Below are 18,960 nucleotides of genomic sequence, written 5' to 3'. Positions count from 1 at the left end.
ATTTATCCATAATTTCAGCAATTAATGGATCTACCTCTCTTCTTCTTTTCTTAACCATAAAAACCTCCTCAGTTTAATAGATTATACTCTATCAACTAAGAAGGTTAAAATTAATTTACACTAAATTTGGGATACGCCCTTAATTTTTCTTACTTATCAAATTTTATTTTTGCTTCCTCTACTATCATAGAAACGAAATCATTTAATTTCATCGTTTCTTGGTCTTTTGAACCAAATCTTCTTATATTTACTTCATTAGCTTCAGATTCAGCTTTTCCTAGAATAAGTTGTACAGGAATCTTGAATTTACCATTAGCTTCTCTTATCTTATATCCTATTTTTTCTGCTCTATCATCTAATTCAGATCTAATTCCAACTTTAGCTAATTCAGCCATAATTTCCTTAGCATATGGAACTACTTCATCATTTAAAGTAAGTAATTTCACTTGTGTAGGAGCTAACCATAATGGGAATGCACCTGCAAAATGTTCAATTAAGATACCAATAAATCTTTCAACTGAACCATAAACTACTCTATGAATCATAACTGGTCTATGCTTTTCACCATCTTCTCCAATATAGGTCATATCAAATCTTTCAGGAAGGTTGAAGTCAAGTTGGATAGTTCCACATTGCCACTCTCTACCTAAACAATCTTTAATTTTGAAATCTAATTTAGGACCATAGAATGCTCCGTCTCCTGGATTTAACTTATAATCTAATCCAGTTTTTTTCATAGCTCCTTCTAGTGCTGATTCAGCTTGCTCCCATATTTCATCTGATCCAATAGCTTTTTCAGGTTTAGTAGAAAGTTCGATACTGTATTCAAATCCAAATAATTTTTTGTAAAATTTATCAATTAAGTTGATAACTCCTATGATCTCGTCTTCAACTTGGTTTGGAGTCATAAAGATATGAGCGTCATCCTGTGTAAAATTTCTAACTCTGAATAATCCGTGTAATGCACCAGAGAATTCATGTCTGTGTACTAGACCTAATTCACCAGTTCTAATAGGAAAATCTTTATAAGAGTGTAAACTGTTTTTGTAAACTAAAATTCCTCCAGGACAGTTCATCGGTTTTATAGCAAATTCATGTTTGTCAATTTCTGAAAGATACATGTTCTCCTTATAGTTTAACCAATGACCAGAAGTTTCCCATAATTCCTTGTTAAGCATAACAGGAGTTTTAATTTCTTCATATCCAGCATTCTTATGCTCAGATTTCCAAAGATCTTCCAATACATTTCTTATTGCCATTCCCTTTGGTAACCAAAATGGGAATCCTGGACCATATTCACTCATAAAGAATAGATCTAATTCCTTACCTAGTTTTCTATGATCTCTTTTCTCGGCTTCCTCTAAAAATTTTAGGTGTAGTTTTAAAGCTTTATCTGAATCAAATGCTATACCGTAGATTCTTTGTAACATCTTGTTAGAAGAATCTCCTCTCCAATAAGCTCCAGCTACAGACATAAGTTTAAATGACTTTAAGTATCTAGTAGAAGGTACGTGAGGGCCAAGACATAGATCTGTGAATTCACCTTGAGAATAAAGAGTAAGAGCTCCTACTGCAATATCAGTTATGATTTCTACTTTATAGTTCTCTCTCGCTTCTTTAAATTTTGCTATTGCATCTTCTTTGGAGATATCTTCTTTAGTTATCTTGATATCTTCCTTAACTAATTTTTTCATTTCAGCTTCGATATTAGTTAAGTCATCTTCTGTAAATTGTTCCTTAGGGTCAAAGTCATAGTAGAATCCATATTCAATAGAAGGTCCTATAGCTACTTTAGTTTCAGGGAAAAGTCTTATTACAGCTTGAGCCATAAGATGTGCAGTGGAATGTCTGATGACCTCTACTCCATCTTCACTGTTAGGCATAATAAGCTCTACAGAAGCGCCGTCTAAAAGCATTGTAGTCATATCTACTAATTTACCATCGACCTTTGCTGCTACAGCATTTTTAGCTAATGAGTTGCTTATACTTTTGGCAATTTGAAACATATTTACTGGGCTGTCAAATTCTTTGATATCCCCGCTTGGTAAAGTTATCTTAATCATCTTTACATCACTCCTCAATTTGTATATATATTTTAATTTTTTTCTAAAAAAAGAACCCACCTAGAGTATCATCTAGATGGGTTAAATATTTTTTCATTCCAGACAGATACAAAACTTATATTTTTACAAAGGAAATAAGATCTGTATATTTACAAATCCTAAATAAAAGTATCCGTTGTGGTGGTAAGTAAGTTCATAGTTTAAACTCCTACTGAAATATTATTATCTAAAAATTTTAACATATTTTTTTCAAAATGTCAAAATGTGTATTATTTTTTTAGTTCATCTACTTCTACACCATTTCCAAGCCATATATTTGGTGAGACACTTCCATTTTTATCCTTATATCCAATTCCGAAAAGAGGGTCTCCTGGGAATGTAAGCAGAGTAAATTGAATAGCTAAACGATCATCATATGATTTTGTAGTTCTATCATAATCTTTGGTATATCCAACAGACCATTCATAGTATCCCATCTCTTTCCCGAGGTAGATACCATATTCATCATCGGCATTAACTTCGGTTTTATACGATAATTTTATATTCCATCCCTGACTGGGTTTACCTATACCGGCTCGGAGCCTAAATTCATGCTCTTGCTTGGTGAGATCCCTATCATAAATGCTGTTAAAGTTAGCTTCTTCACGGTATGTATATCCTAGACCAAATCGTTGATAGGAACCATAAATATCTCCTTCTAACTTCTTTAAACTTCCAAAAAGGTCATTGCTTTGGTCATAGGCTTCCCTATGTACTTCTGCCATGAGAGAAAGGGTTAAATATTTTTTGTATTCAGGACGACTCATCTGTTGAATCATAATAGAATTAAGATTAAAGTCCAATTGGTTGTCATTTCTTTGATTTAAGATTTGTTTAACCCTGCTTATTTCCGCAGGTGTAATTTCTAATTTTTCTTTATTATATTCAGCTGCGGCATAGCTTTTGAGATCCTCATCGGTAAACCTCTTATCCCTGTATTCATATCTGAATGAAATCTGATCTGTAGAGTAATCCTTCAAACTTTGTGATGGACCATATTTATAGATTCCATAAGTAGCACGGTAGAAGTGTTCCACCTCTCCGCCATTTAGGTAACTGGCACCGATAATGTCATTTTTAACACTTAAAGTTTCTAAGTCGTTATCAGTTCTCTCATCGGAGGCATGGGTATAGTTAAATTTATAGACATCTAAATCATCTTTTATTTCTAGTCCATATATATTTTCAATAATCTTTTCATCTGCATCATAGTTGTAATTTGGATCAGTAGTAGGGATTTTTGGAGATTCCATCAAAGTATAATCGATTGTTTCATGGCTATAATAGAACCTATAATTTTCATTGATATAATAACTACCACCAAATTTATTGCTGGTTAGGTCGTTGTATTCATCATCAAAGGAATACCCATTAGAAGTAAGTTCCCCACGTGTATATTTTTTATCGAGATCATAGTATAGATTTAATTTTTTCTCATCGTCTACTAAGAAATCTACATTGTTGGTAAATAGATCGTCTCTTTTTACATCTCTATCAAATCCATCATTACTTTGCTTATATCCAGCAGTATAGATAGTTGTAGTATTTCCAAGATCTAATGTAACTTTATCTTTGAATTCATTGATGCTGTCTTTATTTTTTAACCTAACTTGTCCATTATATGTGGGATCACCACTACGGCCTCCATCATCGTAGGAGTAAAGTTGACCAAAATAATTAAATTCATTGTTTAATTTAAAGTCTACATCTCTAAAATGGTTATTGGTATTATCTAAAAGAGTAACCTTGTGATTAAAGTCGATTTGGTGTTGTAGAGATGAGTCTCCACCACTATTATCGCCAAAATAAGAGTCATACCCACTGGTATAACTATCATACCTTAAATTATATTTTAATCCTACTTCACCTAGATAACCTAAGTTAAGTCTTTTACCTTCTAGTTCAATTTGGACAAAATCAGATTCGTTGATATAGATATTATAGGCATCATTTTCTACTAAATTACTATAATTATATATTCCTTCTCTGTCCCAAACCTCTTCCTTTGCCTGTCCGAAGGTGAGTTCTAGTCGATATTGGTCATAGAAAAACTCAGTAGCGACCTTATCTTCACTGTGTTTACTGTAGATAAGGTTATCTTCCTTGTTATATTGCTGATCCCTTGTATTGAAATTAGTATTATTTGAGCTACTAGTTTCTCTAAATGGGTCGTTGTCTAAATTTAATTCTTTTTCAGATCTAAGACTATCAAATTTCACCTTATAGGTTGCACCGCTACTGCCAAGACTATATTCTCCAAGGTGTAGTTTTATCTTATCACTGTTATCTTTATCATATTCATATACAGACCAAGGAACATAGTTTATACTTCCCCCTTGAAGGGTTGTGATACTCTCTAACTCAGGGCTACGTTCCCAAGAATTGAGTTTTCTAAGTTTATCTCCACTTTCGTGGTCGTAGGTAAAATTAATCTTAGTTTCTTTTAGATTAAATGCAAAACCAAAATTTTCACGTCTAGACTGATTATCATCTACCTTAGATGTAGAACCAGGATCCAAATCTTTTAGATAGTCATAGTAGGTGGAGACCATATAATCTTCGTTGTCTTTGGTAAACCCAAGGTCAGTATATAATTTATGATCTAACTCAGAACCAAAAGAAGCGTCGTCCATTTGGTCATCGACTAACTGTTCATACGCGTCCTCTCCTCCAGCCAAGATCTTAACCTTAGAATGGAGGGTAATGTCATTTCTTTCACCTATATTTTTAAATTCAGAATCTAAGGTGATAAAATTAATGGCTTCACCATCATTTCTTTTTTTGTCGTCATAGAAACCGCTTCTTTCCAAATCATCTCTATAATCTTCCAAAGAACTTATCTGATTTACAGTTGTACTTTGAACTCCTAATTTTAAATAACCCTTATCATTTTTATATTGATGATTAGCTGCCATATCCCATCTATCATCGATAGAGCTATCTTTTTTAGATACCAATAGATCATCAACAGTAACTAAACCCTGCCCATAATTTTCGAGATTATACCAGTTTTCAAACCTTCCAACTAAGAGTCCTAGCTTGTCGGAAAATTTAGGAGCGATACCACCTTTAAAGTATTTACTGTCACTGTCTCCATAGTTTATACCACTAGAGATATGAAATCCATAATCGGTACTATCTCCCCAAACAGGAAAAAGTGGGACCTCGGAGCCTTGTCTTATATTAACTGCGTACCATGGGAACCAGCCAACCTTATGACCGCTTATATAAAGGTCAATATCCTGAAATTCAGCCTTGTTATCCGGTATAATTTTTAATTTTGTAGACTCAAGATAGTATCCACCTTTTTTATAATTACCAGTTTCTAAGATATTAAAATCAGTAGTAAACCAGGCATTTTTTAGGGTGAAAGCTTCTTTATTATATTCTCCGACTTCTCCACCAAAGTATATTCTGTCATTGGGAGTCTCAGCACCCGTGACTGCTCCGACTTCCATATAAGAGATACTGTCATAGTATTTCAGGATGCTGCTGTCCAATGAAAGGAGAGTTTTTGGGGAATCAATTCTAGCCTGATTGGAGCCGTCTCCCATCTCGATCCTTACATCCCCGGTAGCAGTAACTATATTTGATTTTTTATCCCTTTTAAAACCGAAAGCTTGGAGTTTTAATCCTTGGTATTGAAACTTGACCCCTCCCTCAGCTGTCAGGGTATCATTTTTTGTATCAATAACTAAACTTTCGCTAGAGATAGCAGCACCATCACCATCACTGCTAACTTTACTTATATCATTTACAGTCGAAAAAAGCCCTGCTGAAGCCGCTTTATTTAGGTCATTTCCAAATCTTGGTTCCTTTGCACCAAAGGATATTTGAACAACACAAAATAGTAGGATAGCAAGGGACTTTGAATTTAAATTTTTCATATCATCATGTCTCCCCTAATTTTAAGCATTTTTTTCTATTATAGTAAATAAAGTATAACATAAATTTCTATGATTTTAATCATAAAAAACTCAAAAAAACAAGAATAAAAAAAGAGTTCGAATATACTGTAACCTATGAACTGGACACTAGAAAAAGAGTGTCTAATTCACAGGTTTTTTGTATACTATAAAAAAATATTAAGAAGTTCACTATGTCTAAAAAAATATTTAGCCAAAAAGAAATAAAAATATTATCCAAAAATATCAATGTTATTAAGATTTCTGAAAAATCTATTACTTATTCTACTGAATTTAAAGAAAATTTTATTGAGGAATATTCTAAAGGTAAATTACCGCGGGTTATTTTTGAAAAAAATGGATTTGATATAGAAATGATCGGTATTAAAAGGGTAGAACAATCTTCTCAGAGATGGAAAAAATCATATGCTAAAGATGGACTCTTAGGTTTAAAAGACTTTAGGGAACATTCTTCCGGTAGACCTAAAAGCAGAGAATTAACTGATGCTGAAAAAATGAATAAATTAGAAGCTAAAATAAAATTATTAGAAATTGAGAATGAATTTTTAAAAAAGTTAAAAAAGATGAAAAGGGGTTGGTAAACAAATCTGATATATTTGAAATGATTAAATTAACTATTGAAAAATATGATTTAAAAGGTTTAACTAGATTTCTATGCAATGTCGCAGGAGTTTCAAGATCTGGATTCTATAACTATTTAAATTCTGAAAACAATAGACAATTAAAGGAAATAAAGGACTTAGAATCGAAGCTAATAATTCTTAAAGCTTTTGGTAAAAAAGGTTATAAAAGAGGTGCTAGGTCAATAAAAATAAATTTAGAAAGAGATTCTAACATCACCTATAGCTTGAAAAAAATAGGTAGAATAATGCGAAAATACAGAATTATCTGCCCTCATAGAAAACCAAATAAATATAAACAAATCGCAAAAGCCACGCAAGAGCATAGCACTGTCCCTAATGAACTTAATAGAGAATTCAAACAAGGAATCTCTAGAAAAGTACTGTTGACAGATATAAGCTATTTACCCTATGGGAATGGCAAACGAGCCTACTTATCAGCGATAAAGGATGGATCAACCAATGAAATACTAGCTTATAAAGTTTCAGAGAACTTAAAATTAGAAATAGCCACAAATACTATAGAAAAATTATGTAGAAAAAGATTTAAATTAGCTGAAGGATGTTTTATACATTCCGATCAAGGAGTTCACTACACAAGCCCTGAATTCCGATCTTTATTAAAGAAGAAGAATATCAAACAATCAATGTCTAGAAAAGGAAATTGTTGGGACAATGCACCTATGGAATCATTCTTTGGTCATATGAAAGATCATTTAAATCTAAAAGAATGTAAAAATTTAAAAGAAGTTAAAAAAACTATGAAAAATTTTATGGATTATTATAACAATCATAGATACCAATGGGATCTAAAAAAGATGACTCCTGTAGAATACAGAATTCACCTTTTGGTTGTTTAAAATTTTACCCCTCTTTTTTTCTAGTGTCCTTGACAAAGGTTACAGATTATAGGCAGACTCCTTTTATTATTTGAATAAACTCAATAATAACCGGATAATTTGCTATCTAACTATTAATTTTCCATTCATATCTCTATGTCCTGAACCGCAAAATACAGAGCACGTTATTTCATAGACACCAGGTCTAGGAGCTACAAACTCACCTTCTGCAGGTCTTCCTTTTTTAGCTTTAAGATTAAAATTTATTTTAGAAATTTTAAATCCATGTTCTGTATCTTGAGTAGAAAATTTTATCTTTATCTTTTCACCGGTATTTACAACAATAACATCGGGAGAATAGGAATATCTAAAAGATTCAACTTCTATGACTCTAACACCGGAAACTATTTTACCGGAGAGGTTGTAGATTGAAAAATCTGTTTTTTGAGTAACGGCAAAACTGAGAATAGAAACAATAAAGACAAATAAAAATATTAATTTTTTCATGAATTTTCCTCCTTAGATTTTTTTATAGATGTGTCTATTTGTTTTACCTTGTATCGACTAAAATTCCTTTAAAATTAATTTAGAAGACATGGAAGAAGTTTTTTAGTATAATACTAAAGTAAATATAAATTTAGGAGGGACACATGAACTTTACAGCACTTTTTTTTATTTCCATAGGGTTAGCTATGGATGCATTTGCAGTATCATTGACCGAGGGGATATCCCTAAAAAGACTCCACATTAAATCGATACTTCGGGTAGCCTTGGTATTTGGGATTTTCCAAGGGTTTATGCCACTCTTAGGCTGGGCAATAGGAGGATTATTCTATGATAAAATAGCGAGATTTGATCATTGGATAGCTTTTGGGCTCCTTGTTTTAATAGGTATCAAGATGATAATAGATGCCAGGGAATTTGGAAATTGTGAGAAAACTTCTAATATTATAGTTTTAGGGATAGCTACCAGCGTCGATGCATTGGCTGTGGGATTTTTCTTTTCGTTATTACCTGGGCTAAATATCTATTTATCCATAGCGGTAATAGGAGTGATTACTTTTATTTTATCCTCTGTAGGAGTTTATCTGGGAAATAAAGTGGGACAACTATTGGGAGCAAAGGCGGAATATGCAGGTGGAATAATCCTCATAGGGATGGGGGTCAATATATTGATACAACATTTAACATAAAATAAAAAACCCTCAGAATTTTCTGAGGGTTTTTTATTTTATTCTTATAAGTTAACTTGTTTATTGATAACGATTTCCTTTCCTTCTTTTCTCCATTGAGAAAACTCAGCTACAGCTGTAAATAATGCGTCTGTTGAAGAGTTAAGGCCAGTTTCTACTGAATCTTGGATTACTCCAATTACGAATCCTACTCCTACTACTTGCATTGCCACTTCATTTGGGATACCAAATAAGCTACAAGCTAATGGGATAAGAAGTAATGATCCACCTGCTACACCAGATGCTCCACAAGCACTGACAGCTGCTAAAATACTTAGGATAAGAGCAGTTCCGAAGTCTACTTGGATACCTAATGTATGTACTGCTGCAAGAGTTAATACAGATATTGTGATAGCTGCTCCTGCCATGTTTATAGTGGCTCCTAGAGGGATAGATACTGAATACATATCTTTATCTAATCCTAATTCTTCACATAATTCCATGTTTACTGGGATGTTTGCAGCTGAACTTCGAGTAAAGAAAGCTGTAAGTCCACTTTGCTTTAAACATCTGAAGACTAATGGATAAGGATTTTGTCTCATCATAACATATGAGATAGCTGGATTTACTACCAGTGCCATAAATGCCATAGATCCTAATAATAATGCTAACAATTTACCATACTGTAATAATGAAGCTAATCCACTAGTTGCAATTGCACTGAATACTAATCCCATGATACCAAATGGAGCTAAGTGAATAACCCATCTTACAACTTGAGATAGTGCGTTTGAAAAGTCTGTGATCATTGTTTTAGTAGAAGCCGGTGCATGCTTTAATGCTACTCCTAATAATAATGCCCAAACTAAGATTCCGATATAGTTTGCATTCGCTAATGCGTTTATTGGATTGTCTACAACGTTCATTAATAATGTTTTTAATACTTCACTTACACCACTTGGAGGAGATACATTTTCCACTCCCTTTCCTAAGGCAATAGTTACTGGGAATATGAAACTTCCTACTACGGCAACTACACCGGCTAAGAATGTTCCGATAAGATAAAGACTGATAACAGATTTCATATTTGTTTTCTGACCAGGTTTATGCTGAGATACTGCTGACATTACTAAGAAGAATACTAAGATAGGTGCTACTGCTTTTAGTGCTCCTACAAATAGTGATCCCAATAACTCAACTGGTTTTGCTGCATCTGGTACAGTGATTGCTAAGATAATACCGACGATTAGACCGATAACTATTCTTTTTACTAAACTTAATTGATTCCATTTACTAAACATAATATTACCACCTTATAATTTTATTTATGTCACCTAATCAGTTAATTGATCTCCTTTAATTTGTTTTGGAAATGTTAATTTTATAGGACACTTTTGTTATTTGATAATATAATACCACACTTTCAGTTTAATTTAAAGTCAAAACGTAATAAAAAAGGTTTTTTAGTGTGGTAAAAATACAAAATTTTAATTTTTTTAGTTTAAATAGTTGTGAAAAGATACTTTTTTAAAAAAGATACTATTTTTTTATTATATTTTTTAAAAAAGTTGAAAAAAAAGAATTTTTTTTTTCATTAAAGTGAAAAAAAATATAAAAAAAGAGTTAAATCTTTGATCTAACTCTTAATATACAATAAATAGTATAATTATTTCATTATTTTTTCTCCGACTCTCTTTCCGAAGACTAAGATGTCAGTTATTGCATTTCCGCCTAGTCTATTTGTTCCATGAATACCGCCTACAATCTCCCCAGCAGCGTAAAGACCTTTGATTATATTTCCTTTTACATCTAAAACCTCATTTTCACTATTTATTTTTATTCCACCCATAGTATGATGAACCGCTGGTGCAGCAGTTTGAATATAGAAAGGACCTTTTTTTATCTTTATAAGATTTCCTCTTCGATTGAATTCCTGATCTTTTCCATTTTCTGCATATGAATTATATGTATTTATAGTATCCTTTAATGTCGCTAAATTTACATTCATTTTTTTACTGCATTCTGCTATGTTACCTTCTATAAACAAATCAGCTCTTATTAAACTATTGACCTCTGCTTTATTATCAGTCGTTCTATTTGCAACTGCTTCTACTTCCTGTCCCCACACAAGATATCCTACTCCACCATCTTGACCTAGGATAGCTTGAGAAACGATGTCTCTTCTCTCTAACTCTTCTACAAATCTTTTTCCAGATCTATTGACTAGTATTGCACCATCAAACCTTGAACCGCCTACATGAGATAATGTTCCAGTTAAAGGATTAGAAATAGGAAAGGTTTGTATATATGACATATGGATAAAATCTACTCCTAGTTTTTCACACATTAGGTGACCGTCTCCAGTTATCCCACTTTGATTGGTAGTTTTATATCTTTCATCTAATTCGGGATTGTATTTTTTTCTCATCTCTATATTTCCAGAAAATCCCCCTGTAGTAAATATGACTCCCCTGCTACCAAAAAATTCTACTGACTTTCCTTCAACTAGAGCTTTAATACCAATGACTTCCTGATCCTTTGTTATTATCTCCTTAGCTTCCACCCCTGTTCTGATCTCTACTCCTAAATTTTCAGCTTTTTTTCTTAATTTGGAGATCAATTCTACGACATATTTACCTTTAAATATCGCTGCCCTTGGAACAGTATGCACACCAAAATGAATAAGTTCATCTTTTTTAAACTCCACTCCGATATCTTCTTTGAGCCAGTTATATGTATCCAAAGCATTTTCGGACAAGATCTTAAATAACTCCTTATTGTTTTCACCATCTCCTCCAACAAGAGCGTCATTGTAGTAGAGCTCAGGATTATCTTCTATTTTTTTAGAAATTTGTGCATCGCTTCCAGGAATATTTATTCCACCCATAGATACCAAAGTGTTCCCACCAACAGCTGCCATCTTTTCAAGGAGAACAACCTTAGCTCCTAAATTTGATGCAGAAATTGCTGCACTGAGACCTGCTCCGCCACCACCGACAATAACTATATCAAAATTTTCACGAGTTTTGAATTTATTTTTGCATATCACAATCTTATCCAAATTTTCGACAGCTTTAAATTCTTGGAATAAATCCTCACTATTTTCTCCTGAAAGGACAAGGGCATTCATAACGGCTTCCTTTATCCCTTGAGAACTCATAGAACAACCCTTTACATTGGGAACCATTATGGTATTTTTTTCTATTATTTTAACAGGAACAAGATTAAAAGCAGGTTCTGAAATTACTGGTGTTTCATTGTGTGATAAAAATTCAATACTATGAATTTTACCGTGAACAACCATAACAAGAGCCTCAATCTCTCCTGCATACCCAAGACCAATACCTTTAAATGAACCATCTTTATATTTTTGCATATTATTTACTCCTTAAATTTATTTATTTGCTACTTATACCAGTATAGTACGATATCGTACTATACAAAATGTATTGTACCATATAAGGAGAATAAGTCAATCAATTTTCAACTAACTTATTGCCTTGGATCCTGTACTTAATTTAATATTTGGGTTATTATATATACATATGTATATATAATAATCTTTAGGAGGTGTTTATGAGAACAGATATAGTGATTGGGATAATATCAAATATCAGAGAGAAGAGTGCTCAGTTTATAAATGGAGAGTTAAAGAAAAGAGAGATCTCTGGACTTATTAATAGTCATGGGACTATTTTATCTGCAATGTATGACAACGATGGTGTGATGACAATGAATGGAATCGCTAAATTTACAGGAAAGAGAAAATCTACAGTAACTGATATGGTAAAAAAATTAGAAAAATTAGACTATATAAGTCGTCAAAAAAGTGAAAGAGATGCTAGGGTCATAGAGGTTAGCCTTACAGAAAAAGGATGGATTTTTAGAGATACCTTTAAAGAAGTTAGTGCAGAACTTTTGGAAAAAACCTATGCTGGTTTTACAGGGGAAGAAAAGGAAGTTTTGATGGGGCTGCTTTTAAAAATCAGGAAAAATTTTAAAGACTAAAATCCTATGAAATTTTTTAGTCTTTAAAATGTTTATTTTTTTATAATCGAAGGTATTTAAGTTCTTTCACAGTCGCTACAATAGTTTTCTTCGATGTTAACAGACATAAATTTTTTCCCGCAGTTTTTACAAGAATGCATCTTTAACTTTCCTATAATACTATTAGAAGGTTTTTTCATTGATTTTTCCTTATTAGCCTGAATACGACATCCTTCACAACAATAATATTCATTGATGTCCGGTGTTGTAAATTTTACTCCACAGACTTCACAGATACGGATTATAAGTTTATCTTCCTTTAATTTTGTCATTCTAGACCTCCAGTGCTATCTTTTTATAATTTATTTGATTTCTTATTGAGTTTTGCATAGATCCTTTCTTTAAAACCACGCTTCTGTGGATCTATCTATAGATTCATCTAATTTGAATCATTTTACTCCGATATTCCTGCGTGGTCATGTTTTTCTTGTTCATTATATGGTTTATAAGTTTTTATTGGATTGACCATATCCATCTATAAAATCCCTCCTTTAAAATTCTAAACTTCTCTAAAACACCCATGAGTGATTGGCACCTTTTAAAAGAAGTATACAATATTTTCATCTGATTTTCAATTAGATCATTCATAGAGTAGCATCTCTTTATACATAATTTTATCCTCTTTTAAAGTTGTCTTTTATAATAATAAAAGGAAAATATCGGATTTCTTTGTATTATATATATAGAAATATAAATATAAATATAAATATATAAGGAGGTAGAATATGAAACCAATATTATCAATTGAATTTTGTACATCGTGAGGGTATGAAAAAAAGGCAGTAGCTGTCTTAGGAGTCTTGGTAGGACCCTTTAAGAATGATTTTTTAGAATTTAAAATGATCCCTTCATCTGGAGGAGTATTTGAAGTTATACTTGGAAATAAACTTTTGTTTTCTAAAAAGAAGCTAGGAAGGTTTCCAGAGCTAGATGAAATAATGAAACTTTTAAAAAAAGAAGTATAAGAAGATAATAAACTGTACCCTTTGTCTAAGGACACTTTAAAAAAAAGGTAGGATTAATATACTGATAAAAGATGATTTCTGTATTCTATAGGAGTCATTTTTTTATATATAAAACAAACAAACAAACAAACAAACAAACAAACAAACAAACAAACAAACAAACAAACAAACAAACAAACAAACAAACAAACAAACAAACAAACAAACAAACAAACAAACAAATAAATAAATAAATAAATAAATACATATATATATTTATACTAGTTTTAAAGTCATTTTTGAATTTTGAAATACGTTTTTCAATTAAAGGTTTGATAAAATTCAAAGAAAGTGTTATAATTAGATTGAAAAATGTCATATAAAAAGGTGGAGAAAAGAATTATGATAGAATTAAAAAACGTTACCAAAAGTTTTGATGGTAAAAATAAAGTGGTTAAGAATCTTAATCTAAAGATTGAAAAAGGAGAGTTTGTTGTTCTCATAGGGGAAAGTGGGTGTGGTAAGACTACAACTATGAAAATGATTAACCTTTTGGAAAAACCAACAAGTGGTGAAATATTCATAGACGGAGAAAATATAAAGGGTCAGGATCTTATGGAGTTTAGGAGAAATATAGGTTATGTTATTCAAAAGGTTGGATTGTTTCCACATATGACAATTGGTGAAAACATAGAGCTTGTTCCTACACTTAAGAAGTGGTCAAAAGAGGAGAAAAAAGCGAGAGCCTTTGAATTGCTGGAGCTTATGGATCTTCCTGCAGAAGATTTTTATTACAGGTATCCAAATGAACTAAGTGGAGGAGAGCAGCAAAGGATAGGGATAGCAAGAGCTCTGGCTGTAAACCCAGATATAATCCTCATGGATGAACCATTCAGTGCCTTGGATCCTATAACAAGAGGAAAACTTCAGGATGAGATGACAAATATTCAGGAAGAACTGGGGAAAACGATAGTTTTTGTTACTCATGATATGGATGAAGCTCTAAAGCTGGCAGATAAAATAGCCGTGATTAAAGACGGAGAGATTATTCAATTTGATACGCCGGAAGAGATACTGAAAAATCCGAAAAATGATTTTGTAGAGTATTTCTTTGGAAAGGACAGACTGTGGAAAACTCCTGAAATGCTGTTGGCAAAGGATATAATGAAGAAGAAATTTGGGAAAATCGGAGTGAATGGAAGTCCGGCGAGAGCCATAGAGATAATGAAGGAAAGAGAGACAAATACCCTTATCGTAGTGGACAGAGAGGGAGCAAAGAAACAAAAACCTGTAGGAGTAGTAACAAGAAACATGATAATGAAAAACAACGGTCACAGTATGAAGATGAGAGAAATAATGGCATCCAGTGAAGATTTTATTATAGATGAAAATACTAATATGGTGGAAGTTCTGAATATAATGTCAAAAATAAACTTCAGATTCATACCGATAGTAAATAAAGAAAAATTATTGGTTGGAGCAATTACTCCAATAAGTCTTCTTAACATAATTGCAGAAATATCTCCAAGTATAGAAGGAGGGGAACTTTAAGATATGAATAAAATAGATTTTTTACAATTTTTAGAGTATAGAGGTGCAGAAATTATTAAACTAACAGGGGAACACATGAAGATAACAGGAGTTGCGGTTTTGCTTGCAATTGTTGTAGGGGTGCCTCTGGGAATATATATAACTAAAAACAAGAAGGTAACCAATGTGATACTAAGTACTGCAAATATATTCCAAACTTTGCCAAGTCTGGCTCTGTTTGGACTTATAATTCCAATTATGGGAATAGGCTTCATTCCTGCAATATTTGTTTTATTTTTATATGCATTACTGCCTATTATTAAAAATACATATATAGGAATAAACAGTATAGAGCCTTCGATAATTGAAGCTGGAAGAGGAATGGGGATGACCAAGACACAGATACTGACAATGGTGGAAATACCTCTGGCCCTGCCTATTATCATGGGAGGGATCAGAATATCCACGGTAATCAATATCGGTACTGCAACAATAGCGGCTCTTATAGGCGCTGGAGGACTAGGGGAGTTTATCTTTAAGGGAATATCCATGGGTAATAATCAGTTGATCTTAGCTGGAGCTATACCAACAGCCATTTTGGCAATGTCGGTTGATTTTATTTTAGGTGTTGTGGAAAAAAAGCTGACTCCTCAAGGGTTAAAGAACAACCAATAAATTTTAAAGTTATAAAATTTATTAGGGATGAAGGTATAAATTAAAAATATTTGAATTGATTTTTTAGGTCAAGTTATTAAATTGATTATATAAAACTAAGGGGGATTAAAAGATGAGTAAGTTATTTAGAAGTGTAGTACTTATTATGGTAATTATGGTATTTGTTGCATGTGGGAAAAAAGAGGACGAGGTAGAAACAATCAAGATTGGTCACAAAAACTATACAGAGCAGAGAGTGCTGGGACAATTATTTGCAGTTATGATCGAGAATCACACTGATTATAAGACTGATGTAAAAGAATTAGGGGGAACAAAGATTGCATATGAAGCCCTAAAAAGTGGAGCTATAGATCTTTATCCTGAATTTACTGGGACGGTATATGTAGCTCTTTTGAATGAAAGTGGATTAAAAGATCCTGATAAAATTTATAAACTTGTAAAGGATAGACTTAAGGCAGAGGAAAATCTGGATTATTTAAATGATTTAGGTTATAACAACAAATATACTCTTGGAGTAAGAGCTGAAACTGCTGAGAAATATAATCTGACAACATTTTCAGATATAGCAAAGGTTTCCGATGAACTGGTACTCGGAGCGAGTATGGAATTCCTTGAAAGAGAAGACGGAATGTTGGGTCTTAAGAAGGCCTATCTGGGGATGGAATTTAAAGAGGAAAAAGGACTTGACGTAGGACTTCGTTATACTGCCATAAAAGATGGTAAGATAGATGTTACAGATGCTTTTTCTACAGACGGGAAACTTATAACACATAATCTTGTTATATTAGAAGATGATAAGGACTTCTTCCCATCATACTATGCTGCACCGCTTTTAAACGGTGAATTTGCAGAGACTCATCCTGATGTAGTAGAAGCTCTAGGGAAACTTGCGGGTCAGGTCAGTGAGACAGAGATGCAGAAGATGAACTATAGAGCTGAGGAAGATGGAGTTCCTACAAGGATTGTGGCAGAAGAGTTTCTTAGGGAAAAAGAACTTTTATAAGTTTTAATTTAAAAGTTGAGCATCGGGGCAACATTTCCGATGCTCAACTTTTAAATTACAGCTATTTTGTTGTCAGTACCTTTTTATGATAATCAGTTGATGAGAATAAAACAGCGGCAAGATAAGATTCGTTTGACAATAAATATGCAGTGTGATAGATTACGTTATGTTATTATTTTTTAGTTGGGAGGATGCAAATGTCAAAGGGAGGAGCACGTTTAGGTGCTGGAAGAAAGCCGAAAGAAGAAGTTTTAAGAGTAGCAAATTTCAGACTTTCTATGGAGGATTTAAAAGTCCTGGATAAAAAAGGGGTAGGTAAAAATTCTAGTAATAAACTAAGATATATTTTATCAAAATTTAAAAATGAAAAAATAAATATGACCAAAAGAAGAAAGGCTTATAAACTGGAAAAATTTTCTTCCATTGATGAGGCAGAGACTGTATTCATAGAGTTTGCCAATAAATGGGAACAGTTGAATAAAACTAAGTTTCTATTGGATAGCAGCTTAAGAAATGATATGAGGATGAAGTTTGAAGTAATAAATAGAAAGATAATTGAAAATTTTGACAACTTTGACGAATTAAAGAAGTTTGGATGGTTTTTACAAGATGTAGATTTCAAATGGACTGGATCTCGTGTTTCTAGACTGGATATTTATCTCAATAAAAATAACTATCTGATAATACTTCCTGTAACAAGGGAGGGAAGTGAATTTGTAGTTAATTATAAAGGGAACCTTTTGGAAGAGACTGTTGATGAAGTAGGGTTTATATCCCTTGCTGAGGAAGATATGTTCGCATATTTCTACGAAGATCTTCAGGAGCTCATATTCAAAAGAGACAGTTCATTTAATGCAACTGAAAATATGTGCAATAAAAAATACAGCAACGGAGATATCTACAAAACTATCGAGTATGATAACGTAGTAGTGCTGGAGCTGGAATATGACAGTAAAAATAATGAAACCACTATTAACTTTATAAAAGAACTTTCAATGTGATTTGAGAAAGGGCAGGGATATTATAAACTCTACCCTTTGTCAAGGATACTTAAAAAAAGGTATGGTTAAGATACTGTTAAAAGATGATTTTTGTATTGTACAGGAATCATCTTTTTTTAGTATGAAGGGTTTTGAATTCCTATTTGCTAACTATTTTTATTCTCTGCATAGTTTTTGGAGAAGTTTATAGTTAAAGATAATAAAATCATACTAATTACTGTGCCCTCCCTAACGTAGATCGGTAATCCATTAAATAGAGAAACACCTACTGAAACTAATACTGAAATTACATCAACAGAATATCTTAATTTGATAAAAGGAATTTTACTTATTTCGGAAATTTTTATACACAAACTTTCCAGAGGAAAAGTGATTACATTATAGTAAATTATCATACCTATTGATAATCCACTTATAATCGTTCCTCCACTAAAGAGAAGAACCCTTTGAATATAACTGTGACTGGTTATTCCATCCAAGACGCCATAGGTGAAATAATTGATAAATGTTCCAAACATAAATACGGAGAATGCTTGCATTAAATATTTATATCTGTGTATAAATTTAGTTAAAATCATATAGATGAGTAGAATAGAAATATTAAAAAAAATAGTTATTGTTCCAATTTTAATATCATTGGCATGTGCCAGGGATAGGTTCATTGAATTATAGCTACTTACACCTACATTGGCAATTATACCTAAACTAATCCCTAAAGCAGATAATGTGTAGAAAATATATGACTTGATAATTTTTTTGAGTATGTTCATAAAATAACCTCCTTTTGTATTTATAAAATCTAAGTTGTTAAAATGTACTGAGTTCTAGAATCAATTACACTATTATTCTAATGGAATTCAGTATATAATAATATGAGATATCTCACATAAGGAGAAAAAATATGAAAAAATATTCCATTAAAGATACACCTCACGAACTAGTATCTAATATTGAGAGTTATAATATAATGGTCGTATAAATTCATACAAAGAGTGTTTAACCTTAAGCAAAAAAATAGGGTATAATTTAAGAAAACAATATGGGGGATTTTGATTATGAATACACGAAAAACTTACTCTTCTAAGTTTAAATTTAAGATCG

At 32.2% G+C, this 18,960-nt stretch carries 13 protein-coding genes and 2 pseudogenes; 8 read left to right on the top strand and 7 right to left on the bottom strand.

Features of this window, described 5'->3' with window-relative positions; genetic code table 11:
- Positions 1-149 precede the first annotated feature (149 nt).
- Both thrS and V5784_RS00265 read right to left on the bottom strand, forming a co-directional pair.
- Positions 150-2,063, bottom strand: a complete 1,914-nt coding sequence (thrS, locus tag V5784_RS00270; protein ID WP_336887047.1) for a threonine--tRNA ligase — start codon at positions 2,061-2,063, stop codon at positions 150-152.
- Positions 2,064-2,332: 269 nt separating this feature from the next.
- Positions 2,333-5,989, bottom strand: coding sequence for a hypothetical protein (locus V5784_RS00265; RefSeq protein WP_336887046.1), 3,657 nt, complete (start codon positions 5,987-5,989; stop codon positions 2,333-2,335).
- 212 nt (positions 5,990-6,201) lie between these two features.
- On the opposite strand from V5784_RS00265, the pseudogene V5784_RS00260 reads away from it, so the two are divergent.
- Positions 6,202-7,508, top strand: a pseudogene (locus V5784_RS00260) (IS3 family transposase).
- A gap of 102 nt (positions 7,509-7,610) precedes the next feature.
- On the opposite strand, the gene V5784_RS00255 reads toward V5784_RS00260, so the two are convergent.
- Positions 7,611-7,994 carry a cupredoxin domain-containing protein gene (locus V5784_RS00255; protein ID WP_336887045.1) on the bottom strand — a complete coding sequence of 128 codons (384 nt, stop codon included), beginning with the start codon at positions 7,992-7,994 and terminating at the stop codon, positions 7,611-7,613.
- A 143-nt stretch (positions 7,995-8,137) separates the two neighbouring features.
- Here V5784_RS00255 and V5784_RS00250 point away from each other — a divergent pair, with 143 nt between their 5' ends.
- Positions 8,138-8,680, top strand: coding sequence for a manganese efflux pump MntP family protein (locus tag V5784_RS00250; protein WP_336887044.1), 543 nt, complete (start codon positions 8,138-8,140; stop codon positions 8,678-8,680).
- Between the two features lie 44 nt (positions 8,681-8,724).
- On the opposite strand, the gene sstT is transcribed toward V5784_RS00250, so the two are convergent.
- Both sstT and V5784_RS00240 read right to left on the bottom strand, forming a co-directional pair.
- On the bottom strand, positions 8,725-9,960 hold the full coding sequence (gene sstT, locus V5784_RS00245) for a serine/threonine transporter SstT (RefSeq protein ID WP_336887043.1): 1,236 nt from the start codon (positions 9,958-9,960) through the stop codon (positions 8,725-8,727).
- A 365-nt stretch (positions 9,961-10,325) separates the two neighbouring features.
- Positions 10,326-12,035 carry a flavocytochrome c gene (locus tag V5784_RS00240; protein WP_336887042.1) on the bottom strand — a complete coding sequence of 570 codons (1,710 nt, stop codon included), beginning with the start codon at positions 12,033-12,035 and terminating at the stop codon, positions 10,326-10,328.
- A 200-nt stretch (positions 12,036-12,235) separates the two neighbouring features.
- On the opposite strand from V5784_RS00240, the gene V5784_RS00235 reads away from it, so the two are divergent.
- On the top strand, positions 12,236-12,667 hold the full coding sequence (locus V5784_RS00235; protein WP_336887041.1) for a MarR family transcriptional regulator: 432 nt from the start codon (positions 12,236-12,238) through the stop codon (positions 12,665-12,667).
- 56 nt (positions 12,668-12,723) lie between these two features.
- Here V5784_RS00235 and V5784_RS00230 read toward each other — a convergent pair whose 3' ends face one another.
- Positions 12,724-12,978, bottom strand: coding sequence for a hypothetical protein (locus V5784_RS00230; protein WP_336887040.1), 255 nt, complete (start codon positions 12,976-12,978; stop codon positions 12,724-12,726).
- Between the two features lie 504 nt (positions 12,979-13,482).
- Between V5784_RS00230 and V5784_RS00225 the strand changes: the two are divergent.
- The 5 genes and pseudogenes from V5784_RS00225 to V5784_RS00205 form a co-directional block, all read left to right on the top strand.
- A pseudogene (locus V5784_RS00225) lies at positions 13,483-13,671 on the top strand (Rdx family protein); the annotation flags it as partial.
- Positions 13,672-14,052: 381 nt separating this feature from the next.
- The gene (locus V5784_RS00220) at positions 14,053-15,201 is read left to right on the top strand and encodes an ABC transporter ATP-binding protein (RefSeq protein ID WP_336887039.1); all 1,149 of its coding nucleotides are present in this window, start codon (positions 14,053-14,055) and stop codon (positions 15,199-15,201) included.
- Positions 15,202-15,204: 3 nt separating this feature from the next.
- A complete protein-coding gene (locus V5784_RS00215) occupies positions 15,205-15,855 on the top strand; it encodes an ABC transporter permease (protein ID WP_336887038.1) in 651 nt (216 codons plus the stop codon).
- Positions 15,856-15,967: 112 nt separating this feature from the next.
- The gene (locus V5784_RS00210) at positions 15,968-16,858 is read left to right on the top strand and encodes a glycine betaine ABC transporter substrate-binding protein (RefSeq protein WP_336887037.1); all 891 of its coding nucleotides are present in this window, start codon (positions 15,968-15,970) and stop codon (positions 16,856-16,858) included.
- A 197-nt stretch (positions 16,859-17,055) separates the two neighbouring features.
- Positions 17,056-17,859 (top strand): hypothetical protein, encoded by an 804-nt coding sequence (locus V5784_RS00205; protein ID WP_336887036.1) that lies wholly within the window; start codon positions 17,056-17,058, stop codon positions 17,857-17,859.
- 146 nt (positions 17,860-18,005) lie between these two features.
- On the opposite strand, the gene V5784_RS00200 is transcribed toward V5784_RS00205, so the two are convergent.
- On the bottom strand, positions 18,006-18,629 hold the full coding sequence (locus V5784_RS00200; protein ID WP_336887035.1) for a hypothetical protein: 624 nt from the start codon (positions 18,627-18,629) through the stop codon (positions 18,006-18,008).
- Between the last annotated feature and the right edge of the window lie 331 nt (positions 18,630-18,960).

The sequence above is a fragment of the Psychrilyobacter sp. genome, from assembly GCF_037132775.1.
GTDB lineage: Bacteria > Fusobacteriota > Fusobacteriia > Fusobacteriales > Fusobacteriaceae > Psychrilyobacter.
This window is presented reverse-complemented; position numbering and strand designations above follow the sequence as displayed.